The sequence below is a fragment of the Deltaproteobacteria bacterium genome (genome assembly GCA_005879795.1).
In the GTDB taxonomy this organism is placed as follows: Bacteria; Desulfobacterota; Binatia; order DP-6; family DP-6; genus DP-6.
The window spans coordinates 15,432-41,427 of the sequence record VBKJ01000136.1 but is presented as its reverse complement, the minus strand read 5'-3'; the positions used below and the strand labels follow the sequence as shown (position 1 = coordinate 41,427).

General features: G+C 71.6%; 23 protein-coding genes, 1 tRNA gene and 1 pseudogene. 14 read left to right on the top strand and 11 right to left on the bottom strand.

The features are described from left to right. The first annotated feature begins 45 nt into the window (after positions 1–45). Complete coding sequence (locus E6J59_09755) at positions 46–420, top strand: hypothetical protein (protein TMB20097.1); 375 nt, start codon at positions 46–48, stop codon at positions 418–420. A 1,214-nt stretch (positions 421–1,634) separates the two neighbouring features. Here the strand turns inward: E6J59_09755 and E6J59_09750 are convergent. Together E6J59_09750 and E6J59_09745 are read right to left on the bottom strand one after the other, a co-directional pair. Continuing rightward, a complete protein-coding gene (locus E6J59_09750; protein TMB20096.1) occupies positions 1,635–1,832 on the bottom strand; it encodes a hypothetical protein in 198 nt (65 codons plus the stop codon). A 247-nt stretch (positions 1,833–2,079) separates the two neighbouring features. After that, on the bottom strand, positions 2,080–4,263 hold the full coding sequence (locus E6J59_09745) for a response regulator (protein TMB20095.1): 2,184 nt from the start codon (positions 4,261–4,263) through the stop codon (positions 2,080–2,082). Positions 4,264–4,338: 75 nt separating this feature from the next. Here E6J59_09745 and E6J59_09740 point away from each other — a divergent pair, with 75 nt between their 5' ends. The 4 genes from E6J59_09740 (at position 4,339) to E6J59_09725 (ending at position 8,349) form a co-directional block, all read left to right on the top strand. Continuing rightward, a complete protein-coding gene (locus tag E6J59_09740; GenBank protein ID TMB20094.1) occupies positions 4,339–4,782 on the top strand; it encodes a MerR family transcriptional regulator in 444 nt (147 codons plus the stop codon). A gap of 170 nt (positions 4,783–4,952) precedes the next feature. Beyond that, positions 4,953–5,555 (top strand): chemotaxis protein CheB, encoded by a 603-nt coding sequence (locus tag E6J59_09735; protein ID TMB20093.1) that lies wholly within the window; start codon positions 4,953–4,955, stop codon positions 5,553–5,555. Then, entirely contained in the window at positions 5,552–7,399 is a 1,848-nt protein-coding gene (locus E6J59_09730; GenBank protein ID TMB20092.1) for a PAS domain-containing protein, read from the top strand. Before E6J59_09735 ends, E6J59_09730 begins: the two co-directional genes overlap by 4 nt. A gap of 242 nt (positions 7,400–7,641) precedes the next feature. Then, positions 7,642–8,349 (top strand): response regulator transcription factor, encoded by a 708-nt coding sequence (locus E6J59_09725; protein ID TMB20091.1) that lies wholly within the window; start codon positions 7,642–7,644, stop codon positions 8,347–8,349. Positions 8,350–8,532: 183 nt separating this feature from the next. Here the strand turns inward: E6J59_09725 and E6J59_09720 are convergent, their stop codons facing one another. Next, positions 8,533–8,907, bottom strand: coding sequence for a hypothetical protein (locus E6J59_09720; protein ID TMB20090.1), 375 nt, complete (start codon positions 8,905–8,907; stop codon positions 8,533–8,535). On the opposite strand from E6J59_09720, the gene E6J59_09715 reads away from it, so the two are divergent. From E6J59_09715 to E6J59_09700, 4 genes are all read left to right on the top strand, one after another. Further along, positions 8,897–11,059, top strand: coding sequence for a hypothetical protein (locus E6J59_09715; GenBank protein TMB20089.1), 2,163 nt, complete (start codon positions 8,897–8,899; stop codon positions 11,057–11,059). The genes E6J59_09720 and E6J59_09715 overlap by 11 nt on opposite strands. Before the next feature lie 176 nt (positions 11,060–11,235). Further along, on the top strand, positions 11,236–13,029 hold the full coding sequence (locus E6J59_09710; protein TMB20088.1) for a response regulator: 1,794 nt from the start codon (positions 11,236–11,238) through the stop codon (positions 13,027–13,029). Positions 13,030–13,125: 96 nt separating this feature from the next. Then, positions 13,126–14,151 carry a hypothetical protein gene (locus tag E6J59_09705; protein ID TMB20087.1) on the top strand — a complete coding sequence of 342 codons (1,026 nt, stop codon included), beginning with the start codon at positions 13,126–13,128 and terminating at the stop codon, positions 14,149–14,151. Further along, a complete protein-coding gene (locus E6J59_09700) occupies positions 14,148–14,924 on the top strand; it encodes a hypothetical protein (protein TMB20086.1) in 777 nt (258 codons plus the stop codon). Before E6J59_09705 ends, E6J59_09700 begins: the two co-directional genes overlap by 4 nt. A gap of 4 nt (positions 14,925–14,928) precedes the next feature. Here E6J59_09700 and clpB read toward each other — a convergent pair whose 3' ends face one another. Both clpB and E6J59_09690 read right to left on the bottom strand, forming a co-directional pair. Further along, a complete protein-coding gene (clpB, locus tag E6J59_09695) occupies positions 14,929–17,565 on the bottom strand; it encodes an ATP-dependent chaperone ClpB (GenBank protein ID TMB20085.1) in 2,637 nt (878 codons plus the stop codon). Positions 17,566–17,624: 59 nt separating this feature from the next. Continuing rightward, positions 17,625–18,017, bottom strand: a complete 393-nt coding sequence (locus tag E6J59_09690; GenBank protein ID TMB20084.1) for a hypothetical protein — start codon at positions 18,015–18,017, stop codon at positions 17,625–17,627. Between the two features lie 143 nt (positions 18,018–18,160). Here E6J59_09690 and E6J59_09685 point away from each other — a divergent pair, with 143 nt between their 5' ends. Both E6J59_09685 and E6J59_09680 read left to right on the top strand, forming a co-directional pair. Beyond that, positions 18,161–18,670: an O-acetyl-ADP-ribose deacetylase gene (locus E6J59_09685; GenBank protein TMB20117.1), complete on the top strand. Its 510-nt coding sequence runs from the start codon at positions 18,161–18,163 to the stop codon at positions 18,668–18,670. An 85-nt stretch (positions 18,671–18,755) separates the two neighbouring features. After that, entirely contained in the window at positions 18,756–19,139 is a 384-nt protein-coding gene (locus E6J59_09680) for a hypothetical protein (GenBank protein ID TMB20083.1), read from the top strand. Here the strand turns inward: E6J59_09680 and E6J59_09675 are convergent. Further along, the gene (locus E6J59_09675; GenBank protein TMB20082.1) at positions 19,115–19,450 is read right to left on the bottom strand and encodes a hypothetical protein; all 336 of its coding nucleotides are present in this window, start codon (positions 19,448–19,450) and stop codon (positions 19,115–19,117) included. The two genes, E6J59_09680 and E6J59_09675, sit on opposite strands and share 25 nt — an antisense overlap. A gap of 129 nt (positions 19,451–19,579) precedes the next feature. Further along, complete coding sequence (locus tag E6J59_09670) at positions 19,580–20,032, bottom strand: hypothetical protein (protein ID TMB20081.1); 453 nt, start codon at positions 20,030–20,032, stop codon at positions 19,580–19,582. A 96-nt stretch (positions 20,033–20,128) separates the two neighbouring features. Between E6J59_09670 and E6J59_09665 the strand changes: the two genes are divergently transcribed. Next, a tRNA-Ser gene (locus E6J59_09665) sits at positions 20,129–20,218 on the top strand. A gap of 1,066 nt (positions 20,219–21,284) precedes the next feature. Here E6J59_09665 and E6J59_09660 read toward each other — a convergent pair. Both E6J59_09660 and E6J59_09655 read right to left on the bottom strand, forming a co-directional pair. Next, positions 21,285–22,718 (bottom strand): annotated as a pseudogene (locus E6J59_09660) (hypothetical protein). A gap of 75 nt (positions 22,719–22,793) precedes the next feature. After that, positions 22,794–23,990, bottom strand: coding sequence for a glycoside hydrolase family 5 protein (locus E6J59_09655; GenBank protein TMB20080.1), 1,197 nt, complete (start codon positions 23,988–23,990; stop codon positions 22,794–22,796). Positions 23,991–24,158: 168 nt separating this feature from the next. On the opposite strand from E6J59_09655, the gene E6J59_09650 reads away from it, so the two are divergent. Then, on the top strand, positions 24,159–24,353 hold the full coding sequence (locus E6J59_09650) for a hypothetical protein (GenBank protein ID TMB20079.1): 195 nt from the start codon (positions 24,159–24,161) through the stop codon (positions 24,351–24,353). 65 nt (positions 24,354–24,418) lie between these two features. Here the strand turns inward: E6J59_09650 and E6J59_09645 are convergent, their stop codons facing one another. Both E6J59_09645 and E6J59_09640 read right to left on the bottom strand, forming a co-directional pair. After that, entirely contained in the window at positions 24,419–25,288 is an 870-nt protein-coding gene (locus E6J59_09645; GenBank protein TMB20078.1) for an undecaprenyl-diphosphate phosphatase, read from the bottom strand. Positions 25,289–25,350: 62 nt separating this feature from the next. Beyond that, a complete protein-coding gene (locus E6J59_09640) occupies positions 25,351–25,560 on the bottom strand; it encodes a hypothetical protein (protein ID TMB20077.1) in 210 nt (69 codons plus the stop codon). 195 nt (positions 25,561–25,755) lie between these two features. Between E6J59_09640 and E6J59_09635 the strand changes: the two genes are divergently transcribed. Continuing rightward, complete coding sequence (locus tag E6J59_09635; protein ID TMB20076.1) at positions 25,756–25,974, top strand: CDGSH iron-sulfur domain-containing protein; 219 nt, start codon at positions 25,756–25,758, stop codon at positions 25,972–25,974. Positions 25,975–25,996 lie beyond the last annotated feature (22 nt).

The window sequence follows — 25,996 nt, the reverse complement described above, 5'->3', positions numbered from 1 at the left end:
CCAGTGAGAGCTATGCCCAGAAAACGCGATGAAGGAGGACGCGCGATGAAGCCCCTGGTTTTGGCAGCAGCTGTCGTCTTCGCTACGGTTGCGGTCGCGCCCGATGCACACGGCGGCGGCTACAGCCACGGGAACGGATCGGGCTCATGTTCCTTCACCCCCAGCACCGCCCTAGTCGGGCAGTCGTTCACGGTCAACGCGGTCGGCCTACCGACCGGAGTCGAGGTCGACCTGGTCGTCACGAACTACGAGGCGCCGACGCACACCTACGGCCCCCTCGCCGTCAACCCAGACGGCACCTGGAGCGGGACGTTTGCGGAACCGAACGACGGCTGGTGGAACTTCGACTTCGTCAGCCCGTCGACGAACGCCACGCGGCTACCTGATCGGGATGCCTCCTGCAAGATCAGGATCAGCTAGCTAGCCAGTTACTCGGGTCCTATCGGACGTAGTGGTCGGCGAACGTCCGCGTTCGGGTGTCACGTACGCGGGCCCGAGAAAGGCCGCTGATATCGGTCATCTGCCTATCTGCCCTGCTGCTATCTGCTGGCCATCCTCGACCATCGCGAACCCGCCCGCGACGGCGAAGGGAATGTTCGCGCCCCGCGGGATGCGCCCAACGCGGGCGAGCGTCTCGTCCCCGGGCCGACGGGAATCTCGCGCACCCATACGGCTTGCACGAGCGCGGTAGGTGCGGAGTGGCGCGGTGCGCATCGGTCGCTGGCGGCGACGAGGAACGCTTCCTTACCCAGCCAAAGTGGCCTGTACAGGTTGCCGTCGGCTGCCGGAGTGTGCTGCCCGCGTGCGGTCACGGTGTGCAACCGACGCTCGTACTTCTTCCGGCGCCGGGCGAGACAGGTCTTGGGTATCCCTTCCTTTGCCGTGACCGTGCTCATGCCTGTCGGGCCGCGGCCCGCCGTCCCGATCAGGGCTGGTCGCTTCGCCTTGCGGTGTGCATCCGGCCGACTGCGGCCGCCTGAGTGATGCGGGTCGGCGTTGTTAGGCCGACACGTACGGCACAACGAGCAGGCCCGCCGAGCGCTGCTGGGCACGCTCGCGGGGGCGGGTAGTCAGGCGCCAGCGAGCGGCAACGGCGGCACGGCAGCACGCAGCTCGCCCAGCTCCAGGTGATCGAGCCGAAACGGGCGCGAGACTGTCAGCGTGGTGCGCTCGAGGGCGGCCGTGTCAGGGCAGGAAAGCGAGGCAGATCTGCCTCCACGCCGAGTCCGTGTGAAACTGCGGTATCCCGAGGGCGGTGAGAACGCCGGTGACGGCGAGAGCGGTTACGACGAGCGCGAATCCCCAGTGCTTGCCTGCCTGCCCCATGAAGCCTCCGCGCAGCTCAAGCAAACGAGCGGCCAGCGCGATGGCAACCAGGCGAGGGCACGACTGGCCGCGCTGGCGTCATGCCGGCAGCGACCGGCGCCCTCCAACGTTCGGTTTTGCGCGCGGTCCCGTCGTGTTCGCGGCCCCAACCCTCCACGCAGGTGACGCAGCATGAGGCTTGTCAGGCGATGACCGCGGCCTTTGACAAGCCGGGGGGACGGCGGCGCGCCGCCAAGGACGGCGTCAACCTTGGGCGGAGCACGACGCCCGCGCACGCGGGGTGCCGAGGAGTGGCGAAGGCGGTGGAGCTACCGGGCGGTCGGCACTGTCGTGTCCACCGCCCGACCCGGACGGCGGCTGCGGCTGCGTGCCAGCGCCTCGTCCGCGAGCGGGGGAAACTCACGCTTCAACTCGGCCACCGCTTCGTCCCGGGTGATTCCGCAACCAGCGTGCATGAGCGTCAGCCACACGAGGTGGTCCAGCAGGTCGTCTTCCCAACCCTTCATTCGAAACCCCGCACCTTGGGGAGGAGGATGACCGGCTGCATATCCTGCCCGGGTTGCGCCGATCAACATGCCGTTGGGCTCGGGCCGTAACATCCTCGTAACATAGAGACTGTCGCGGGCATCCTCGCTCGGCCGCGAGCGCATCGCCACGCTGTGACGGGGTCGCCTCGCGCTCCTTCGCAAGCAAGCGGCGTAGCCCCCACAGGGCACGGACGTCCGGGGCCAACCACCACGCCGTGGCGAGCGGTCAGCGCCGCGACCCGGCGAGCGTGTGGTGGATCACCCGGGCGAGGCGCTCGATCCCGAAGGGCTTCTGGAGCCGGTGAGCCACCCCGACCAGCCGGCTGTCCTTCCCGTCGATCGGATACCCGGAGATCACGATGACGGGGGCACGGTCCTGACGCCTCAGCGCCGAGCAGAGATACGCGCCGCTCACGCCCGGCAGCACCAGGTCGGTGAGCACGAGCGCGACCTCGTCTTCGTGCCGCACCCACAGCTCCCACGCCTGCTCCGCGGTCTCCGCCGCGAGGACGCGATATCCGAGGGCTTCGAGCGCCTCGGCGCTCGCGACGCGCGAGGTCGCGTCGTCCTCGACGAGAAGGACCAGCTCTCCCCCGCCAGTCGGCAGCGTCTCGTCGGCGGAGTCGAAGACGTCGGGCGCCTTCGCCTCCCGCGGCCCGTCGGGAGCCCTCGTCTGCGGCTCGCGGCGGACGTCCGCGAGCGGCAGGTACACGGTGAAGGTCGTTCCCCGGCCGACCTCGCTCGTCACGTCGACATGACCTCCGTGCTCCTTCACGATGCCGTAGACCTGTGCCAGCCCGAGCCCCGTTCCCTTCCCGGCCTTGGTGGAGAAGAAGGGTTCGAAGAGTCGCCGCTGGACGGCGGGCGACATGCCGAAGCCCGTGTCCGCTACCGAGAGCGTGGCCCATTCCCCCGGCGTCATGCCCGCGAGCGGCGGGCGCTCGCCTTCCTTCAGCGTGCGGCGGGAGAGCTCGATCCGAAGGCGTCCCCCACCCGGCATCGCGTCGCGCGCGTTGAAGGCGAGGTTGGCCACTACCTGCTCGACTCGGACCGGGTCGACGTCGGCCACGCACTCCCCCGGAGCCAGCGCGGTGCCGATGACGATGTTCTCGGGGATGGTCCGCTCGAGCAGGTTCACGGTCTGCCTGACGCACGCGGCGAGATCGACCCGCTGGCGACGCGTGGGTGTGCGGTGGCTGAAATCCAGAACCTGGCGGACCAGCTGTCCGCCCCGGCGCGCCTGGTCGGCGATGGCCCTGAGCTTGACGCGCACGTCGTCGGGGAGCGTGGGGTCGTTGCGCAGCAACTGCGCGTGGGTCAGCACCACCGACAGGATATTGTTGAAGTCGTGCGCGATGCCGGCGGCGAGCTGCCCGGTGGCGGCGAGCCGCACCTGCTGCTCCGCCCTCTCCCGGGCTGCGCGCTCGGCCGTCACCTCCCGCACCAGGAGGACGTAGCCGCCGCTCGCGATGGGGCTGATGCGCAGATCGAGCATTTGTTGTGGGGCTTCGAGCGTCACCTCGTAGGCTACACCCTCGGCGCCGGCGGTAGGGGTCAGGCGCACCGGGCGCCCGGCGCAGGCGAGCGTATCCGCGAGCCGCCGCCGCAGGAGCTTCTCCCTCCGCACATCGAGAAGCGTCTCGGCGACGTCGTTGACCAGGGTGATGCTGCCCGTCCGATCGACCGCCACCAGGCCATCGCCCGTGCTCCGCAGGATCGCGGCCATCAGCTCTCGCTCGGCCTCGAGCGCGCTCCGCAACCCCGCAGAGGATTCCGCCGGGGCGATCTCGAGTGACGCGTCGCGCGTGCGCGTCCCTCGGGCGAGCTCCTCCCCACGCTCGCGCAGAACCTCGATCTGCTCGGCGACCCGGCCCCGGCGCTCTTCCGTCACGCGGCCCTCGCTCGGCGGCACACGATCCCTCGCGACCCCGGCGCCGTCGGCAGGTGCTTCCCCGGCGGGCCGAGGCCGCGGCGCACATACTCCGGCTCCAGCCCGAGCGCCTCGCAGATCCGCTCGAACGAGAAGCACCAGGAGCGATCGCTGCTGCCGAGCCAGCTCGCGGCCTCCCGACGGAGGCGCAGGGACGCCTCCGGCTTGCAGTAGATCTGGATCGCGTCCTGCAGGATCGCCAGCGCGAGCCGGGCCTCGCCGCTGAACGTCGTGGGTGACACGCGCTCGCCGAGGAACTGTGAGGCGAGGATGGTCTCGGGCGCGAGGAGGCGGACGTCCGCCTCCGCAGCGCCCTCCGGGGCGGCCCCGGGCTCGCGTCCGGGGACTTCGCCCGCCTTCGAGTTCCGTTGCTCGCGCTGCGAGTGATCTGATGCGTGGTTGTTCACGCGACCTCCTCCCGCGCGGATCTCTTCTCGTGAACCGCTTATCGCAATTCCGTTGCGACGGCCTCCCGCGCATGCGGGAGGGGCGAAAAAAAAAGTCGTGGGGCGAGCGCTCTTGACGAATCGCTCTGGCGCGTACACAAATACGTATATGACGCGCGGCTACTCGCGCGCAGCGGTCTGCACGAGGGTCGGGCTCCAGCCGCGGCAGGTCATCGACTGGGCGGAGAAGGGCGTCGTGCGGCCCGAGATCGCGGATACCGTCGGCGCCGGGAAGCCGCGCCTCTACTCCGAGGACAACCTGATCGAGTTCGTGCTGGCGAACGAGCTGGTCGGTCTCGGGCTGCCGGTCCGGGGGGCTGCGCGCTTCCTCCGCTTCTTGAGGACCCGGCCGCCCGGGTTCCTCAACACCATCGGCGCGCTCCGGCTGGCCCGTACGCGCGACGGGCGGCTCCACGTGGCGGGGCTCAGCCCGCGCGGAGCGCGGCACTGGGAGATGCTCGCCTCGGCGCGACGGAGCCCACGCCCTTCCGACGATATCGTGCTGTGGGTGGTCCTCGACCTCGACGCCGCCAGGCGGCGCCTCAAGGCATGACGCGTGTTGTCGCTGGTGCGGACGGGCGATGGGGGGCGAGGCTGCTTGACGGTCTCCTCGACCCGTCCTAGGGTGGCTGCCCGGCTGGGCGTGAAAGTGCTGCTCCCGTCCATCCTCGCCCGGTCGGGAGGCCTCACGTTGGCCACAGATCCGTTCCCGGGGCTCGGGAAATGACGCACGGCGCCTCGCCCGAGGACGCCGCCTTCGACGTGGTCGCGTTCGCTGCGTCGGCCGGAGGACTCACCGCGCTCAGCAGCGTGCTCAGCGACCTGCCGGCCGGTTTCCCGGCCTGCATCCTCGTGGTGCAGCACCTCGACCCGCGCCACCGCAGCCTCATGGCCGACATCCTGAGCCACCGCACGCGCCTGGAGGTGAGGCAGGCGGCGGACGGCGACCGCCTGGCGGTTGGGCGGGTCTACATCGCCCCGCCCAACCGGCACCTGCTGCTGAACGCCGACGGCAGCCTCTCGCTCACGCAGTCCGAGCTGGTGCACTTCGTGCGCCCCTCCGCCGACCTCCTGTTCGAGTCGGTGGCGGCGAGCTACAGGGACCGTGCGATCGCCGTCGTGCTCTCCGGCAGCGGCGGCGACGGCTCGATGGGGGTCAAGGCCATCAAGAAGATGGGCGGCACCGTCATCGCCCAGGACCAGCACACATCGGAGTTCTTCGGCATGCCCGGCGCGGCCATCGACAGCGGCAACGTCGACTTCGTCCTGCCCCTCGAGGAGATCGCGTCCGCGCTGGTGACGCTGATGAAGGGGCAGGTGCAATGAAGGACGTGGAAGACGGCCGGGCGCTCGAGGCGCTGCTCGAGCATCTGCGGAGCAGCCGCGGATTCGACTTCACCGGGTACAAGCGGTCGAGCCTCGCGCGGCGCGTGAGCAAGCGCACCCAGATGCTCAACCTGCAGGGCTACGGCGACTACCTCGAATACCTCGAGACCCATCCCGGGGAGTTCACCAACCTCTTCAATACCGTCCTGATCAACGTCTCGAGCTTCTTTCGCGACTCCCCCGCGTGGGAATACCTTCGCGCCGAGATCCTCCCGCAGCTGCTGGCCGCCAAGGCCGACGCGGAGCCCATCCGTGTCTGGAGCGCCGGGTGTGCCGGCGGCCAGGAGGCGTACAGCCTCGCGATGACGCTGGCGGAAGTGCTCGGCGCAGACGCGTTCAACCAGCGCGTCAAGATCTACGCCACCGACGTCGACGAGGACGCGGTCACGCAGGCCCGTCAGGGAAGCTACAGCGCCCAGGATCTCGAGCCCGTCCCCCCCGACCTCCGCGACAGGTACTTCGAGCGTGCGGCGGCCCGCCACGTCTTCCGCAAGGAGCTGCGCCAGGCGATTATCTTCGGGAACCTGAACCTGGTCCAGGACGCGCCGATCTCGCGTCTCGACCTGCTCGTGTGCCGCAACACCCTCATGTACTTCAACCTCGAGACCCAGCGCCAGGTCCTCGCCCGTTTCCACTTCGCGCTCAACGACGCGGGCTTCCTCTTCCTGGGGCGGGCGGAGATGCTCCTCATGCACACCAGCGTGTTCAGTCCGGTCAACCTGAAGCACCGCGTCTTCGTGAAGACCGCGAAGATCAACCTGCGCGATCGCCTGATGATCCTCGCCCAGACCGGCGATCAGGAGGCCGGGAGCCGCGTGTCACGCGAGGTCAGGCTGCGCGAGCTCGCGGTCGACGGCATCCCGGTGGCGCAGGTGGTGGTCGACACGAACGACGCGATCGTGCTCGCCAACGAGCAGACGCGTGTCCGCTTCGGGCTGAGCGCCGCGGACATCGGGCGCCCCTTCCGCGATGTGGAGCTGTGCTACCGGCCGGTCGAGCTGCGGCCGCTGATCGAGCAGGCGGTCGCGGAGCGCCGGCCGGTCGGGATGGCGAACGTCGAGCGTCCCGGCCCCAACGCGCAGGCGCGGTACTACGACGTGCAGGTGGCGCCGCTCCTCGACGACGGCGGCCCGGCGCTCGGGGTGGCGATCACGTTCACGGACGTCAGTCGCTACGCGCAGCTCCACGAGGAGCTCGAGCGGTCGAACGCCGAGCTGGAGACGGCCTACGAGGAGCTGCAGTCGACCAACGAGGAGCTGCAGACCACCAACGAGGAGCTGCAATCGACCGTCGAGGAGCTCGAGACGACCAACGAGGAGCTGCAGTCCTCCAACGAAGAGATGGAGACCATGAACGAAGAGCTGCAGTCGACCAACCAGGAGCTCCAGACGACGAACGACCAGCTGCACGGCCGCACGGGCGAGCTGAACCGCGCCAACGTCTTCCTCGAGTCCATCGTCGCCAGCATGCAGTCGGGGGTCGTCGTCCTCGACGCGAACCTCGCCGTCCAGATCTGGAACCGCAAGGCCGAGGACCTCTGGGGGCTGCGCGCCGACGAGGTGCGGGGGCAGAACTTCCTGAACCTCGACATCGGCCTGCCCGTGGAGCAGCTGAGGACGCCGCTGCGCGAGTGCGTGGCCGGGAACAGCGGCCCGCACGAGCTGAAACTCGAAGCGCGCAACCGGCGTGGCAAGGCCTTCAGGTGCCCCGTGGTGTGCTTCCCGCTCGCCGCGCCCGACAACCAGCCGCACGGCGTGATCCTGCTGATGGAGGAAGGCGGGTAGGCGCGCAGCGAGGGGCCCGCCCGGCGGAGCGCCCTGGCGGGCAGGCGCTGCCATGGCGCCCCCGTGCGCGGAGACGTGTCCGCCCAGCGCCCATCCGCGCCGTGCCGCGGGGAGGAGCACGAGCTGGATCGGGTGAAGGAACCGCCCAGCTGGCCGGTGTTTCCACCCCGACCACGTGGGCACCGGGCCCTACCCGAAAGTGGTGATTGACCGATGGCGTTTCGGACGGCACGAAACCTTTCATGCACTCCGGGACGATGGTGCGTCCGTCATCGACGTCGAAGACGGGTCTGGAACCAAGGACGCGTACCCGGGTACTCCTCGTCGATCCCCAGACCATCGTCCGCCAGGGCCTCCACCGCATCCTGGAGACGGACGACGCGATCGAGATCGTGGGTGAAACCGGAGACGGGCGCACCGCGGTCGAGATGACGGAGCGGCTCCGTCCCGACGTCGTTGTCATGGACGTGACGCTCCCCGAGCTGAACGGCATCGACGCGACCGCGCGGATCGTGGAGCGTGACAAACGCGTCAGGGTGCTCATCCTGACCTCGGTCTCTGACGACCTGGCCGTCCGTCGCGGCCTACGGGCTGGAGCGTCCGGCTACCTCCTCAAGGACTCGGAGGGCCTGGAGCTTCTGAAGGCGGTGAAGGCGGTCGCACGCGGCGAGTCCGCCTTCAGCCCCATGGTCTCGCAGATCCTCCTCAAGGACTACGTCGAAAACGAGGACGGAGGGGCCCTCGAGGATGATCTCACGCTGCTCACGGACCGCGAGCGCGAAGTCCTGCAGCTCGTCGCCGAGGGCAAGGTGAACAGCCAGATCGCTGGCGTCCTCTCGATCAGCGTCAACACCGTCGAGACGCACCGCAAGCGGATCATGGAGAAGCTCGACCTCCACACCACCGCCGACCTGGTCCGCTTCGCGATGCGGAAGCACATCGTCGCCTGAGGCCGCGGGCTCGGGTCGCGCCCTGGCGGCTGGCCGGTCCCTGTGCTTATCGGGGCGCATGACCCAGCTCGCCACCACCGCGGCCTTCCGGGAGTTCAGCGACCTCGCCGTGGCGCAGCGAAGTCGGTGATGCGGACGGCCGCCCGCATGGGAGCGGCCTGTAGCGACCCCTCGCGCCCGACGTCAATCCAGCCCGGCGTCGGCGTCGGAGGGATCGGTGTCGGTGGGATCGACCGCGTACGGATCGACGGCAGGCGCGCCGGGCCCGAGCTGCGGCCTGTCGTTCTCCGTGCCTGCCTCGTCCTCGGACGGATCGCGCGGGTCCGGATTGGCTTCCGGCCGTGCGGCCTCGCTCTCCGGCGCGCCGAGCTGCGTGGAGTCGTCGCCCGGGGCCGCCGGGGCGACGCTGCCGCCCGGGGCCGGAGCCTGCCCGTGCGCTGGGCCGCCCGTCACCCCGGGAGGAGACGCGCTCGCATCGTCGCCCTCCTCGGCCAGCGCGCGTGGTGCCGCGCCGACGAGGAAGGCCGTGAGCGCCAGGAGCGCGACGATGATTCTCATCCCTCATCAACAGATCCTCCGAGGACAGCCCATGTCAAATCGCGGCTCGATGCCGGCAACCGGAAGTCCGCGCCGAGCGGGGCCCTCGTCGTCGCCTGGCCGGAATCCCGAGGGCCCTCCGCGCCTGCGCGCCGCAGGGGGCGCCAGCGGCGCCGACGCATCCGCGACGGGGGTGGCGGTTTTTGACCACCTGCGCGCCGGCGGTCGCGGGTTTGTAGTCACGGACAAGCGGCACAGCGGTTGCAGTCGAATCGTGTCGCAGATGGGCATCTTCCGCAGGTTGCAGCCGCGTGCGTCCGCGGCGATGGCTCTTGCTGCGGACCCCGCCGCGGCGCTCGCCGACCGCTTGCGCGCGATCGCTGCCAGCGAGGTGCCCGAGGACGCGCTCCAGCCGGCGCTGCAGGCCATCCTCCAGGCGAGCGGCGCGCAGGCCGGAGCGCTCTGCCTCTTCGACGTACGCTACCGGCTCCTCCGGCTCGCCGCCGAGGTCGGGCTCTCGGACGAGGGCTGCCGGTTGCTGCGCAGCGTTCGGCAGGGCGATGCCCGGGGCTGGGAGGTGCCGCTCCGGAGCCTGCGTGATCGCCGGATAGAGCGCATCGAAGCCGCCCCGGGTACCCATCATCATCTGCCGGCACTCGTCGAGGCACCCATCCGCAGCGTCGCCTGCGTGCCGCTGTGCGCCGGGGAGACGCCGTTCGGGAGCCTGGTCCTGGTGGCGCTCGAGCCGCGCGCGCTCTCCGAGGGGGACATCCAGCAGCTCGAGGGCCCGCTCGGCGAAGTAGTGCGGATGATCGCGGCCGCACGCCGCGTGCGGGCCGCTGAGGCGACCCCGGCGGCCGAGGATGCGGTGGCGGCCGGCGCCGCCGAGAGGGCCGAGCTGCTCGCGGTCGCCGAGCGGGAGCGCGCGGAGATGGCCGTTGCGCTCGAAGAGGCCGCCGGGCAGGCGCGCGCGGCCGAAGCGGCGCGGGCGGCGGTCGAGGCGGAGCTGGAGAGCGTGCGGAACGAGCGCGGGCGGAGGGATACGGAGCTGGCGGAGGTCCGGGCGCGCTTCGACGAGCTCGCCGCGCGCGGCAGCGCGGTCGAGAGCGAGACGGGCGCGCTGCGCGAGACGGTCGCCGCCCTGCGCACCGAGCTCCAGGTGCTCACCGCTGGGCGCGATGAGCTGCACGCTGCGCTGGCGGAGCTCCGGGCCGAGCGCGACCGTCTCGCCGCCGACGCCGAGGTGGTGAGGCCAGCCCATACGCCCTCCGAGGACGTGCTCGGGTCCGAGACGGCCGAGTTGGACCCCGAGGTCATACCCGTCGTCACGGTAAGCGCGCCCGTGGGGGAAGAGTTCGAGCCGGTGGAGAGGTCCCATGTGCCGGCCGCAGCGCCGGCCCTCGCCGCCGAGCCGCTCGCGGGTGAGGCGGGCAGGACGCGGCGCCTGGTCGCGGTGCTCGACACCGACCCGGCGTGGGCGGGCGCAGCCATCGACGGGACCGACGTGGCAGTCGTCGAGCCAGCAGGCGACGTGGTCACCCGACTCACGGGGGTGACGCCCGCGCGCCTGGTCGTCAACGTGGCCGCCCCGGGCGCGCTCGCAGCCATGAGCGCGCTCCGCGCGGCCGGCGCGAGCGGACGCTTCTGGGGTTGTCTCTCCTCCCCGACGAGCGACAAGGCCCTCCCGCTCGGCATGATCGAGGCGACGACGCGCCCCCTCGACCTGGACGTGGTCCTTGCCCTGCTCGCCGGCCACGCCAAGCGCGGCACGCGCGTCGTGACCGCGGGTGCGGACGGCGACACGCTGATGAGCCTGCGCCACGCCCTCACGCGCCAGGGGCTGTCGGTGTCGATGGCGTGGGATGCCAAGCAGGCGGTGGATCTCTTCGACGCGGTCCGCCCCGAGGTGGTGGTGCTCGATCTCGACCTGCGCCCACGCAGCGCCTACGAGCTGGTTGTCCGCCTGGCCGGCGCGAGCCCGGTGCCGAGCCTCGTGCTCGTCTACGGCGACGAGGACGACACCGCCGCCGGCTTCGCTGCCGCGCTCGCGCGCAAGGCCCCGGCGAGCCTCCCCGTACCGCGCGACCGTCTGCTCGCCGACGTGCTCGCGCAGAGCGAGGCGTCGCCGGGGCAGCGGCTGGAGAAGGTCCGTGCGCTGCAGGGGGGGCGGTAGACGGCCAGTCCCGGCGGCCCCTCAAGTGGGCGCCCTTTTCGCCCGACAAATGGAGGGAGGACCCCGGCGGGAGGCGCTTGCCCGCGGGGGGTCGGAGCGAAGGACGCAGCGTGGAGAGTACCCCTGGGCCCCAGGTCCGCCGCGGCCCGGCCGGTCCGCGTCCGGCCGAGAATCCGGTGGCCTCGCGCCTCGCCGGGCAGCTGCGCGAGATCGCCACCGGCGCCGCCGCTCCCGAGGACATGCTCGAGCCCGCGCTGCGGGCCGTGCTCGAGGCGAGCCGTGTCAGCGCCGGTGCCGTCTGCCTGTTCGACCAGCGCCACGACCTGCTCCGGCTCGCTGCGGAGGTCGGGCTCTCGGACGAGGGCTGCAAGCGGCTGCGCCAGGTGCGCCGTGGGGGGACGGCCGGGTGGGACATGCCGCTCCACGGCCTGCTCAACCGCCGCGTCTACCTGATCGAGAGCGCGGCGCGGAACCGCTACGTCCCGCCGCTGGTCGACGCGGCGACCTCCGTCAGGGCGGTTGCCTGCGTGCCGCTCTATGCCGGCACGACACCGGTCGCGAGCCTCGTCCTGGTTGCAATCGCGCCGGAGCGGATCACCGAGGAGCAGCTCGCGCCGCTCTCCGAGCCGCTGCGCGACCTCGCGCACATGATCGAGGCCGCGCGCCGGCGCGGGGCGACGGCAGCGCCGGCCGGCACGCCGCCCGCGCCCGTCCGCCCTGCGGCTGAACGCGACCGGAGGGAGGCGGCGCGGGTGCAGTCGCCAGTCACCTCGGTGGCCGCGGCGGAGGCGCGCGAGGCGGCGGCCGAGCCCGTTGGGAACGAGACGCGCGAGGCCGAAGAGGTCGAGCGCCTGATGGCCCGGCTCGCCGAGGCCGAGGCCGCCGCCGAGCGCGAGCGGGAGCGGCTGCGCGCCTCGGAGGGCGAGCGGGAGCAGCTCGCGGCCCAGTTGCGCGAGGCCGCCACGCGCGAGGAGCGGGCGGGCGACGAGATCGCGCGGCTCATGGCGGACACGGGCACCTTCCTGGCGGAGCGGGAGCAGCTGGCGGAAGCGCGGGCCCGGGAGGACGAGGCACGTGCGCGCCACGCCGATCTCGAGATGCGCGTCGAGGGCCTGCGCGCGGAGCGCGAGGCGGAGGTGGTAGCCGTGAGCGCCCGGCTCGAGAGCATCGCGGCCGAGCGCGACCGCCTGAGCGCGGCGCTGGCCGAAGTGCAGGCCGAGCGCGACTGCCTTGCGGCCGAGGCGACGCGCCATGTGGCGGGTGAGGCGCGGCCGCCGCAGTCCGGCCTCGCGCCCGCGGACATCGTGGTCGTGGACGACGAGCCGGCGTGGGCGGCCGCCGCAGCCGGGGGACGGCAGGTGAGGGTGATTCCGCCCGGGGACCCCGCGCTCCAGTCTCTCGGCGGAACGCCGCCCGCGTGCGTCGTCGTCAACCTCGCCGCACGCGGCGCGCTCGCCGCGCTCGCCACGCTGCGCGAGCCCGGATCGAGCGCGCGCATCTGGGGCTGCCTCGCGACGCCGGGCGCGGGGCGCGCGCTGCCCCTCGGCCCGGTGGAGCCCGTCGTCCGGCCCGTCGAGCCGGGCGCGGTGCTCGCCACCCTCCGGCGCCACGCCGCGGGCGGCGCTCGGATCCTGACCGTCGGGGCCGACGCGGATGCGCTCATCAGCCTCCGCCTGGCGCTCGTGCGCGAGGGCATGTCGGTCTCGATGGCGTGGGACGGCGCGCGCGCCGTCCAGCTGTTCGGCACGGAGCGGCCGGAGATCGTGGTGATCGACCTGGCGCTGCCCGGACGGGCGGGCTACGCCCTCGTCGCCGAGCTCGCGGCCTGTGACCCGCCGCCGGTCGCCGCGCTCATTCCCGGTGACGACGACGCAGCCACCGCCTTCGCCGCCACGCTCGCCGGGCAGGCGCACGCCGAGCGGACGCTGCCGCTCGCCGACCTCGTCGCCCGGCTGCCTGGGCGGGAGTAGGCCGCGCCCGCCGGCGCGTTTGTTTGTCGGGCAGCGGCGGACGTGGTACGCGCCCGTCGTCGCGGCGGGCGCCCCGGCGCCCGCGCGCTCGCCGCCGTGCCGCCCACTCTCGACCTGATCGTGCAGCCCGGGCTCTCTCCAAGCCAGAGCCTGGCCGCCGATCGGCGGCTGCTCGACGAGGCCCGGACGGGGCAGGGGGCGCTCCGCGTCTACGACCTCGCTGGCGAGGTGCTGTCGCTCGGCCGCTACCACCTGGCGCCGGAGGCGCCCGCCGGCTCGGGGGTCGACGTCTGGCGGCGCCGCTCCGGCGGGCGCGCCATGCCGTGGGGGGAGGGGTTCGTCGGTCTCTCGCTCGTGCTGCCCCACCGCGGAGCGCTGGTGGGGTCCGATCCCCTCGCGCTCGCGCCCGAGCAGGTCATGAACCGCTGCGTGCGCGGCATCCTCGAAGCCTGCGAGCTGTGCGGCATCCCGGCCCTCTACCCCGGCCGAGACCTGATCACCGTCGGGCGCCGCATCCTCGCCCTGGTGTCCTTCGAGGTCGAGGCCTCGGGGGTGCTCCTCTTCGAGGCGGTGATCGCCAGCGGGCGAGACTTCAGCGTGCTGCCGGGCCTGCTCGACCGCGCGGACCCGCGCGGCGTGGTGAAGGCCGGCATGCTGACGCCCGGGGACACGACCAGCCTGGCACGACTGCTCGGCCGCGCGCTCGACGCCGCGGAGGTCGCCGACCGCCTCCGGCGCGGCTACGAGCGGCGGCTCGGCGTGAGCTTCCGGGAGCGGACGCTCGAGCGCGGCGCCGCCCGCGACGAGGCGGGGTGGCTCGGCCAGCGCCGCCTCGGCGCGCACCTCGACCGGCACGCGTCGGCCGCCACCCAGCTGGGCGTCCTCGAGGCGCACCTGGCGCTCGCGGGCGGCCGCATCGAGGAGGCCATGCTGGCCGGCGACTTCATCGCCAACTCGCCGGCCGTCGAGCGCCTCGAGCGGGCGCTGCACGGCTGCCCGGCGGAGCCGGCCGCGGTGGAGGCGATGGTGGCCGGCGTCTTCGCCCGGCCGGAGAACTTCATCCTCGGCGTCGGCCCCGTCGAGACGGTGGCCGGGACGATCGCGCAGGCGCTCGCATCATGACCCGGGCCGAGCGCCTCCGTGCGCCGGATCCCGAAATCTGCCGCGCGGCCATCGCCGAGCTGGCCGAGCGGGGCAGGGCGACCCCCGAGGAACTCGCCGCCCTCGCCGACTGCCTGGGCGCCGGCCGCAAAGTGGTGGAGCGCCCGGCGGCCGAGGCGTTCGCTGCGCTCGCGGCGCGCGGCGCCCCGGTCGAGGACGTGCTCCTTGCCGCTCTCGCGTCGCCGCTCCCGCGCCGGCGCTGGGGCGCGGCCTTCGCGCTCTCGCTCGTGGGCAACCCGCCCGCGGCGACGCTCCCCGTCCTGCTCGAGACGCTCGGCGACGACGACGGCGACCTGCGCTGGGCGGCGGCGGCGATCGTCGTGCGTCTGGGCGACCGGGCCGCGGTGGACGAGAGCCTGCGCGCGCTGCTCACCACCGGCAACGCCGTACAGCGCAAGATGGTGCTCTACTGTCTGCGCGACCTGGGGGCCCGGACGCCTGAAGTCGAGCAGGCGGTGCTGCACGCGCTCGGCGACCAGGAGCGCGACGTGCGGCTCGCTGCCGTCGCCGCGCTCGCGCGCCTCGCGCTCGATCGCGGTGGGGCGGCGGCGCAGCTCGTCCGTGCGCTCGAGACCGGCGACGAGCGCGTGCGCCGCGCGGCTGCGGCGGGGCTGGGCGCCCTCGGCGAGCGGAGCGCGCCGGTGCTGGCGGCGCTGCACGCGGCGAGCGCCAGCGCCGACCGCTCGCTCCGGCGCGCGGCGGAGGGGGCGCTCCGCCAGCTCGGGGGCGAGTAATATCTCAGTGGACGGGCGCGTCCGCGTGCCCGTTGCCGCGCGCCCGGGTGGGCTCGAAGGTGAGCCCGCCCGCTCCGGCGTTCACCACCAGCCGGTCGCCGTCGCGGATCTCCCCCGCGATGAGCTTCTGCGCCAGCGCGGTCTCGACCGTGCTCTGCACGACGCGCTTGAGCGGCCGGGCGCCGTAGACCGCGTCGAACCCGCGCTCGGCGAGGAAGTCCTTGGCCTTGTCGGTGAACACGAGCTCGAGGTGGCGGTCCGCGAGCCGGGCCTGGAGCCGCGCGAGCTGGATGTCGACGATCTGCCGCAGGTGGGAGCGCGTCAGCGGGTGGAAGACCACCACGTCGTCGACGCGGTTCAGGAACTCGGGGCGGAAGTGCTGGCGGAGCGCCTCCAGCACCTCCTGCTTCATGGCGTCGTAGGCGCCGGGGTCGTCGCCGCCGCGGTAGCCGGTGAGCAGCTGGCTGCCGACGTTGGAGGTCATGATGACGACCGTGTTCTTGAAGTCGACCGTGCGGCCGTGGCCGTCGGTCAGGCGGCCGTCGTCGAGGATCTGGAGGAGCACGTTGAAGACGTCGTGGTGGGCCTTCTCGATCTCGTCGAAGAGGATGACGCAGTACGGCCGGCGGCGGACGGCCTCGGTCAGCTGCCCCCCCTCCTCGTAGCCCACGTAGCCGGGCGGCGCGCCGATCAGCCGCGCCACGGTGTGCTTCTCCATGTACTCGGACATGTCGAGGCGGACGAGCGCCTGCTCGCTGTCGAAGAGGAACTCGGCGAGCGCGCGCGCGAGCTCCGTCTTCCCCACGCCCGTCGGCCCGAGGAAGATGAACGAGCCGATCGGCCGGTTCGGGTCCTTGATGCCGGCGCGGGCGCGGAGGACGGCGTTGGCGACCGCCGTCACCGCGTCGTCCTGCCCGACCACCCGCTTGTGGAGGTGCTCGGCCAGGTGGACGAGCTTCTCGCGCTCGCCCTCGACCAGCTTGGAGACGGGGATCCCGGTCCAGCGCGACACGACCTCGGCGATGTCCTCTTCGTCGACGCGCTCCTTGAGCAGCCGCCGACCGCCGTCCTCGCTCGCCGCGAGCCGCGATTCCTCCTGCGCGAGCTGCTTCTCGAGCTGGGCGAGCTTCCCGTACCTGAGCTCGGCGACCTTGTTGAGGTCGTACTGCCGCTCGGCGCGCTCGATCTCGAGCTTCGTCTGCTCGATGTCTTCTCGGAGCGTACGCAGCCCGGCGATCGCGCCCTTCTCCCGATCCCACTGGGCGCGGAGCGCGCTCGCCTGCTCGCGCAGGTCGGCCAGCTCCTTCTCGAGCCGCGCGAGGCGCTCGCGCGAGCCGGGGTCGGCCTCCTTCTTGAGCGCCTCCCGCTCGATCTCGAGCTGCATGACCTTGCGGTCGACTTCGTCCAGCTCCTCGGGCTTCGAATCGATCTCCGTGCGGAGCCGCGCCGCCGCCTCGTCGACCAGGTCGATCGCCTTGTCGGGCAGGAAGCGGTCGGCGATGTAGCGGTGCGAGAGCGTCGCGGCGGCGACCAGCGCCGCGTCCTTGATCTCGACGCCGTGGTGCACCTCGTAGCGCTCCTTGAGCCCGCGCAGGATCGAGATGGTGTCTTCGACCGAGGGCTGATCGACCAGCACGGGCTGGAAGCGGCGCTCGAGGGCCGCGTCCTTCTCGATGTGCTTGCGGTACTCGTCGAGCGTGGTCGCGCCGATGCAGTGCAGCTCGCCGCGCGCAAGCATGGGCTTCAACAGGTTGGAGGCATCCATCGCTCCCTCGGCCGCGCCCGCGCCGACCACCGTGTGCAGCTCGTCAATGAACAAGATGATGTCGCCGCCCGAGGTCTGCACCTCCTTGAGCACCGCCTTGAGTCGCTCCTCGAACTCGCCGCGGAACTTGGCGCCGGCGACGAGGGCGCCCATGTCGAGCGCGATGATGCGCTTCTGCTTGAGCCCTTCGGGCACGTCGCGCTTCACGATGCGCTGCGCGAGGCCCTCGACGATCGCCGTCTTGCCCACGCCCGGCTCGCCGATGAGGACCGGGTTGTTCTTCGTGCGGCGCGACAGGACCTGGATCACGCGCCGGATCTCGTCGTCGCGCCCGATCACCGGGTCGAGCTTCCCCTGCGTGGCGAGCCTGGTGAGGTCACGCCCGTACTTCTCGAGCGCCTGGTAGGTGGTCTCGGGATCGGGCGAGGTGACGCGCTGGTGGCCGCGCACCTGCTGGAGGGCCGTCATGAGCCGCTCGCGCGTGAGGCCGAGGCCGCGGAAGACGCCGCCCTCGGCCAGCATGGCGAGGAGGAGGTGCTCGACGCTCAGGTACTCGTCCTTGAGCGCGCGCATCTCGTCCTCGGCCTTGGTGAGCAGCTGCGAGAGGCGCTGGGTGATGAACGTCTGCGAGGGGCCGGCGGCGGGGCCGGAAACCTGCGGGCGGCGCGCGAGCTCGCGCTCGACGGCCTCGAGAGCGGCGCGCGGCGCCACGCCGGCCGCCTCGAGCAGGTTGGGCGCGAGGCCGTCGGGCTGCTCGAGGAGGGCCAGCAGCAGGTGCTCGACGTCGATGCCCTGGTGGCTGCGGCGCGTGGCGATTCCCCCTGCCGCCTGGAGCGCCTCCTGGGCCTTGTGGGTCATCCGGTTCACGTCGACCATCGAGGCCCAAGCTGCGCACGCGCGCCTGCCCCGTCAAGGCAGGACGCGGCCGAGACCGGTCAGCGGGCGGCGCGCGACGCCTCGCCGGCGGGCCCGGAGACGAGCCGCGGGGCGCGCGTCCACAGCAGATCGATCAGGCGCGCCAGGAGGAGCACCGCCTCGTCCCACACGGTACGCGTGATCTCGCGCAGGCTCGCCGCCACGCCCGACTGGCTCCGCTTCAGGCGCGAGGAGCGACCGCAGCCGCCCATCTGGAGCGCGAGATGGGCCGCCACGGCGTCACGCTCGCGTACGCACAGCTTGTAGTAAGTGCCCGACGGGCGGCGCTCGGCCGCGATATCGAACGCGATGCCGGCCAGCTTGAGGCAGCGCTCGCGCCGTCCGAGCGCGGCGCCCTCGCGGTCGCACACGAAGACGACGGCCCGGGGCTCCGCTTCCACCGCCTTCTCCATCCCGTCACCTCCGCGGCTCGATGTGCCGGCCGCTTGTAGCGCGCGCCGGGCGGGGGCGCAACTCGACGATTGCCTCGCGCGGGCGCGGGTGGTAACCCGCGAACGTGCGGCGCCGGGACTTCGCCGGGGCGACCGTCGAGCTCGTGCGCGGAGACATCACCGCGCAGGCGACCGACGCGATCGTGAATGCGGCCAACACGACGTTGCTCGGCGGCGGCGGGGTCGACGGCGCGATCCACCGCGCCGGCGGGCCAGGGATCCTGGCCGAGTGCCGAACGCTCGGCGGCTGCGCCACCGGCGACGCGAAGCTCACGCGCGGGGGGCGGCTGCCGGCCCGCTTCGTCATCCACGCCGTCGGCCCGGTCTACCGAGACGGCCGGCACGGGGAGCCCGAGCTGCTCGCGAGCACCTACCGCCGGAGCCTCGAGGTCGCGGTGGATCACGGTCTCGAGTCGGTCGCGTTTCCCTCCATCTCGACCGGCGCCTATCGCTTCCCCATCGCAGAGGCCGCGCCCGTCGCCCTCGGCACCGTGGCCCGCTTCTTCGCGGCACGGCCAGGCACGCTCACCCTGGTTCGCTTCGTCCTCTTCAGCGAGGCGGACCTGGCCGCGTACGAGAGGGCGCTCGCGGCGTTGCCCGGCCCGCCGGCCTGAGCCGCGCCGGCTTGCGACCCCGGTCGCGGCGTGGCACAGGGATTCTAGGCCGCCGCGCCGACGCGGCGGGGAGGAGAGAACGGCGATGCGCAGAGTCCTCGTGGCCCTAGTGATCCTGAGCGTCGCGCTGGGCCGGCCGGCGTCCGCCCGGGCGGAGGGCGCGGCCGCCGAGTTCGGGCTGGCGGTCGGCGCCGCGGCGGGCAACCTCGTCTACCTCCCCGTGAAGGGGATCGTGGCGCTCGGCGGCCTCGCGCTCGGCGCCGTAACCGGCCTCCTCACCGGCGGCGACCTGCGCGCCGCCTACGCCGTCTGGGTGCCGGCGGCGAGCGGGACCTACTTACTCACGCCCGCCGAGCTCGAGGGCACGGAGCCGATCGAGTTCTTCGGCTCCGACTACGTCGATCGGCCGTCCACGACGACGGCTGCAGTCGAGGCCGCGGGCATCTATGAGATGCAGTACTCGAAGTGAAGCGTCACGAGCGCCGCGGCCCACGGCGCGAGCGAGCACGCCGCGTAGACCGCGGCGCTGAAGACGAGGGCCGGTGCCGCCAGCCGGCTCCGACGCACGTGCCAGAGGAGCAGCAGGCACGCGCATGCTTGCAGCTTGAAGAGGAGGAGTGCGAAGCCGGGCCCGACGTGGGCAAGCGCCCACACGAGCAGCGGGTTCCCTTCCGGCACGCCGGCGTGGATGCCGACGTAGCTCGCGATTCCGTCGAACACCTGCAGCGCCAGGTTCACGCTCACGAGCGCGAGGATCCCGCGCTCGGTCTGCGGTCGCATCGGAGCCCCTCCTTTCGACCCGGACCGCCCTGCACGGGGGTGGCCGAGCCGTGGGCGGACTCTCGCGCGGACCCGTGCGCGCCGTCAAGGGCGTCTGCTGTGCGGTCTGCGCGGTGAAGATCCCGGGAATCAGCCGGCGCCGGCGTCGCGCTCGACGCGGCGGAGGAAGTAGGTACGGGAGCCGCCGTTGACGAGGCCCTCGATCCGGACCGCGGTCCCGGGAGGGGCGTCGCGCAGCTGGGCGACCAGAGCTTCCGGTCCCACGACGAGGAAGTTCGGCGTGAAGGGTGCGACCACGGCGAGCACGTCCTTCCCGTCGAGCGGCTGGTCGCCGCCCACGGTGCGCGCCTTGGTGACGCCGAGCCAGCGCTGCGCCTCCGTCTTCGCACCGAGGAAGGCGAGGGAGGTGACCGTGAAGCCGGTCCGCTTGGCTGCCACCTCGGTCGGCTGGATCACGCCCTCGAGCTTCAGGAGAAGCGGCGGCCCGCCGGGAACGGGACCGGGGACGCCCGGCGCGCGCTGGGCGGCCGCGCCGGCCGCCGTCGCGAGGAGCGCGAGCGCGACGATCGCGAGACGCGACATGCGACGAGGATACCCCCGCGGCCGCGCCGCTCAACCGGGCGCACCGCGCGCGGTGGCGACGTGCCCGGCGACGTGGTATCCGAGTCCGCCGCGCTTGGAGAGGTGACCGAGTGGTCGAAGGTGCACGCCTGCTAAGCGTGTGTAGGGGTAGTACCCCTACCGAGGGTTCGAATCCCTCCCTCTCCGCTCACGTTTACCGGCTGCCGAGCCAACGGTCGGCGGCCATCTTGGCGTTACGGAACTCCGTCGCGATGGATGCGGCGCAGCCCGGTGATATCGTCCCCTTCTTCGCAGCCGTGGCGGCGAGCCCGGCCGCCTGCTTCAGCGCCCTGATGCCTCTCCGCATCAGTCGCTTGGCCTTCTTCTTGCCGCTCGTGCGCGCCGCCCGAGAGAGCAACTGCTGCGCTGTATCGAGTCGCTGGACCAGCGCCGCCGGCAGGCTCTCGCCGGTGCAGAGAGGCCGCGTAACGGCCATCTCGATGGCGCACCCGCCCGTACACGCCCCCACACACTTCGGTCCCGTCGAATCCACCAGTGATCCCTGATCCGCACATGCTCGGCCCCTCCCCTGGTCGTGCGGCACACACACCGTGACGGTCCCCGTACAGCGCCCGCCCCGACCATCGCCGGCTGTGAAGCCGATGTGGTAGACGCGGCCGTCGCCGCCTCCTTGGCGCTCAGCGCGCAAGCTGGCGGTCGGGCTCCCGACACCGCTCGCATCAGGACAGGTGTTCCCCTCGCCGCGACCATTGAATGGTTCATCCTGCGTGATGCCCGTGATGGTAACGGCAACCGGGTCCCCGTCCGGGTCCGTCACGCCAACGACGGACACGTTCACGAACCGGTGGTTCGGCGGCCAGAGTACGGCGGGGCTGGTGGCTGCGGCGCTGCAATCCGGCGGGAGGTTCCCCGGGATGGTGGTGGTGGGCGGCCGCGTGCTGGTCGCGGAGGTGGTGGATGTCGTTGTGGTCGGGGGGCGCGTGGTCGACATCGACGTTGTCGTGGACGTGCTGCTGCTCGACGTCGCACTGATGGTCGTGCTCGTCGGCTGGGTCGTGATAGTCGATGAGGTAGTGGTCGTCGGCCGTGTTGTCGTCGTGGACGTGCTCGTCGTCGATGTCGCGGTCGTCGTGGTGCTCGAGGTGGTCGTGCTGCTCGAGGTGGTCGTCGGCGGGTGAGTCGCGGTAGTGGAGGAGGTGGTCGTGGTGGTAGACGTGGAGGTGGTCGTGGATGAGGTCGCGATCACGTCGGCCCAGAGTTCGACGCCGGTCGTTGGTTCGAAGGCGCTGAAGAAGAGCGTCCCGTTCACGTTCTTCAGGTCGAAGGGCTGTGAGCTGCCGGCGCCGGGGTTGATGTCCTGGACCAGGACCGTGCCATCGCCCGTGCCGTCGCTCCTCCAGAGCTCGATGCCGTTGGTGCTGTCGTCGGCCGAGAAGAAGAGCGTTCCGTCCACGTTCGTCAGGTCGAGGGGCTGTGAACCGCCGGCGCCGGGGTTGATGTCCTTGACCAGGACCGTGCCGGCGGCCGTGCCGTCGCTCTTCCAGAGCTCGATGCCGTTGGTGCCGTCGTCGGCGGAGAAGAAGAGCATCCCGTCCACGTTCGTCAGCGCGATGGGGTCTGAACTGCCGGCGCCGGGGTTGATGTCCTGGAGCAGGGCCGTGCCGGCGGCCGTCCCGTCGCTCTTCCAGAGCTCGATGCCATCGGTGCCGTCGTCGGCCACGAAGAGGAGCGTCCCGTTCACGTTCGTCAGGAAGCGGGGGTCTGAACTGCCGGCGCCGGGGTTGATGTCCTTGACCAGGACCGTGCCGGCGGCCGTCCCGTCGCTCTTCCAGAGCTCGATGCCATTGGTGCCGTCGTCGGCCCGGAGGAAGAGCGTCCCGGCCACGTTCGTCATGTTTTGGAAGGGTAGCGAACTGGCGGCGCCGGGATTGATGTCTTTGACGAGGACCGTGCCGGCGGCCGTGCCGTCGCTCTTCCAGAGCTCGAAGCCGTTGCTGCCGTCGCCGGCCGAGAAGAAGAGCGTCCCGTTCACGTTCGTCAGGTTTCTGGGGAATGAACTGCCGGCGCCGGGGTTGATGTCCTTGACGAGGACCGTGCCGGCGGCCGTGCCGTCGCTCTTCCAGAGCTCGATGCCGTTGGTGCCGTCGCCGGCCGAGAAGAAGAGCGTCCCGTTCACGTTCGTCAGGGCTCCGGGGAATGAACTGCCGCCGGGGTTGATGTCCTTGACCAGGGCCGTGCCGGCGGCCGTCCCGTCACTCTTCCAGAGCTCGAAGCCGTTGGTGCCGTCGCCGGCCGAGAAGAAGAGTGTCCCGTCCACGCTCCTCAGGTTTCCGGGGAATGAACTGCGGCCACCGGGGCCAATGTCCTTGACGAGGACCGTGCCGGCGGCGGTGCCGTCGCTCTTCCAGAGCTCGATGCCGTCGATACCGTCGTCGGCCGCGAAGAAGAGCGTCCCGTTCACGTTCGTCAGCGAGATGGGGTCGGAACTGCCGCTGCCGGGGTTGATGTCCTTGACGAGGAGCGGGCTTTCCGCTGCTGCTGGCCATCCCGCCACCGTCATCGCCAAGAGCCCGAGGCGGAGCGAGAGACTGAACAGGGGAGTCATTCGGCTCATGGCCGTTCCTCCAGGTAGAATACGCCCCTTGGCGGCGTCGCCGTACCCTTCATTACCACAGCGCCGGAGCATCGATGGTCGCCCGCCAGCGGCGCGATGCTGTGGTATGTCCACGGCGTGCGCGCGGGCGGCCGGGCGGAACTGTCGCTAGTTGCTGACCGAGGCCAGGTGGTCGTGCAGGCCCTGGCCGTAAGCGGTGGGCGTGCCGCTGTAGTCCGTGATCAGGGACGGCCCGGAAGAGCAGTCCCAGGTGTTCCACGTCCAGCCGAGGTATCCGACTGTGTGCGAGTCGGCCCAGTTCATCAGGGTGTCGACGAAGACGTGGGCACAGTCGTTCTCACCGATCTCGCCGAGCGTCAGCGGCACCTGCGCGGCAACCGGCGCCAGCTGGCTGTCGTAGCAGGAGGTGTTCGAGCACGAGTTGAAGTTGTAGATGTGCGCGGACGCGGCGAGGTTGCCGGTCGAGTCGGTCGGCTTGTACTGCAGCCACTGGGTCAGGTCGTTGGAGTAGGCCAGGCCGCCGAGCAGGATGACGTTCGTCGCGCCGGTGACCCGGACCGCGTTGACCAGGCTCTGGAAGCCGGCCACCTGGTACGCGATGGCCGGACAGGTGCCACCGTCACGCCAGCACACCCAGCCCGCGGTCTCGTTGCCGCTGGCCCGCTCCGGGTAGGGCTCGTTGAACAGGTCGAAGACGACCGCGTTGTTGCCCTTGAAGGCGTTGGCCACGCCGGTCCAGAAGGACGGCGCGTACTGTGCGTCCGGCATCGGCTTCTGGCAGGTCGCCTTGACGTCCGAGCAGGCGGCCGACGGCCCGGTGTACTGGCCATAGCTCCAGTGCATCTCGACGATCGGCGTGATTCCGTTGGACACGAGCAGGTTCACATAGTCCTTGACAGCCTGCTGGTACGTCGCGCCGCCGTACTGCACCGGCACGTCGCTCGTACCCAGCCAGCACTCCTCGTTCAGCGGGACGCGGACGGCACGTACCTTCCACGAGCGGATCGCGGTGACCGAAGCCTGGTCCATCGGGCCGTCCCAGATGCCAGTGCCCTGGATGCAGGCGAACTCGCCGCCGGAGCGGTTGACCCCAAGCAGGCGGTATGTCGCGCCGCTGGAGGTGACCAGCCGGTTGCCTGATACGTGCAGCGCCGGCGCGGAGCCACCACCGCCACAGCCCGCGCTCGGGCTTACGCCGCGGTTCGGGCTGACCCACTGGTTGACGATCGCGTAGTAGCCGGCGCTGCCCGAAGCGTTGGAGGGCATGCTGGCGCCGGCGAAGCTGGCCGCAGCCAGCGCTGCCGCGGCACGCGCCGCCAGCAGGGCAATGTGTCGATGTTTCATCTGATGATCTCCTCCCGGGCGCTGAGGTGATCACCAATGGAAGCGCTCCGGGGCATGGTGCGCGACTCAACCGGGTAGGTCAAGCCGACCGTCGTACCGACACGCGGCGGTGAGCGCCGTGCCGCTTGCGGGCTATGATCGCGGCCACGACGCACGTACCGTGAAGGCGTGCTCGACGGCAGCGCCAGATTCAAGGTCGCCTGTAAAAGCTGCGCGATGCGGCTCGCGGTGGACCGCATCCGCGACGCGGAGGCGACGGCGATGGCGAGGCACCTGTGCGAAGACCATCCCGAGCTTGGCGTCAGCCGAGGCGCCGCGCTGGGCGAGGTTTTCGAGCACTTCCGGGTGACGCCGACCGACTGAGCTACTCTTGCTGGCCACCACGCGTGGACGCGGACGGCGCGTGAGTGGTCGAGGAGGGGGGACGCTCAGCCGACGGCACCGGAGACGAGCAGCACGGCGAGGATTGCCGAGAGCGCGAGCCGGTACCAGCCGAAGGGCGCAAGGCCGTGGCGGGTGAGGAACGACACCAGCCAGCGCACGGCGAGCGCGGCGGACACGGTCGCCACGGCGAAGCCGAGGATCATGGGCTGGGCGCCGAGCTGCTCGAACATGGAGGGACCGCCAGCGGCCGCCGCGTGCCGCAGGTTGCCGACCAGGTCGTGCACGCAGGCGGCTCCCAGCGTGGGCAGACCGAGCAGGAACGAGAACTCGGCCGCTGCCACGGTGCCCAGGCCGAGCACCATGCCTCCGCCGATCGTCACCATCGAGCGTGACGTGCCGGGCCAGAGGGCGAGTGTCTGAAACAGCCCGATGCCGAGCGCCGTCCGCCACGACATGGCCGCCACGTCACTGCTCCCGCGGTCACCTGATCCGCCGAGCCAGATCATCCACAGCCCGCCCGCTGCCAGCGCCGCCAGCACCGGCCAGTCGCTGAACAGCGTCGCCTTGATGGCCTTGCTCAGGAGCAGGCCCGCAGCCGCCGCGGGGACGAACGCCAGCGCCACGCTGCAAGCCAGCCGCAAACCGTCGGCGTCGCGGCCCACGAGGCCGCGCGCCATCTGCACGACGCGCGACCGATAGAGAGCGAGGACCGCCAGGATGGCGCCGCCCTGTACGACGACGAGGTAGGCGTCCAGCGCCTCCTTCGTCTCCGGCCGATCCAGGTGCAGGAGCGACGAGGCGAGGATCAGATGCCCCGTCGAGCTCACCGGAAGATATTCCGTGATGCCCTCCACCAGCCCCAGCACGATCGCCTGCCACCACGCGAGCACGTCGCCCTCCTCCCGTGCGAACATAGCCTCGGCGCGAACGGCGTGCCACCGCCCCGCGTCCAGCCCGAGCGGGGATCGTTCCCGGGCTACAGCATGCCGTGCCGCGTGCGCACGCGCTCGGCCGCCTCGCCGATGTAGAGCCGGAAGTGCCCCGGCGGTCCCTCGACCAGGTAGGGCTGGGGATATGCCGGGCCGTTCACCCGCTTGAGCCACCGCCTGAGGACGTTGATCTCGCGCGCGCTGGCCACGTCGAGCTCGAGGCAGTTCTCCTCCACCCGGACCGTGCTGCGGGACACCTTGGGCTCCCGCGGCGCCCTTGCCGTCGCTCCTCTCGAGCGTGCCATGCCCGGCGACGTAGCAGGGAGCGTGCCGGGGAAAACGCCTTGCCGTGCCGTGTGCGTCTTGCTGCAGGTTTGCGCGATTGGGCGCAGATGCGTTGACCTGCCATCGGCGGCGGTGCAAAAGAACCCCCTCCCAAAGGAGGAGCCCCAATGGCGCAGGTCACCATCCGCCCGCTCAAGAACGGTCCGTATCAGGTCTCCGGGAAGCCGCCGCTGGTCGACGCGGAGGGGGCGTTGTCCCCGGTGGACGAGGACCCGATCTACCTCTGTCGCTGCGGGCACTCGGCGTCGAAGCCCTTTTGCGACGGCACGCACAAGAGAGTCGGCTTTCAGGCCGACGGGTATGTGCGCATGTCTACGGGTCGCTGACGGCCGACGTCCTCTACCTCTA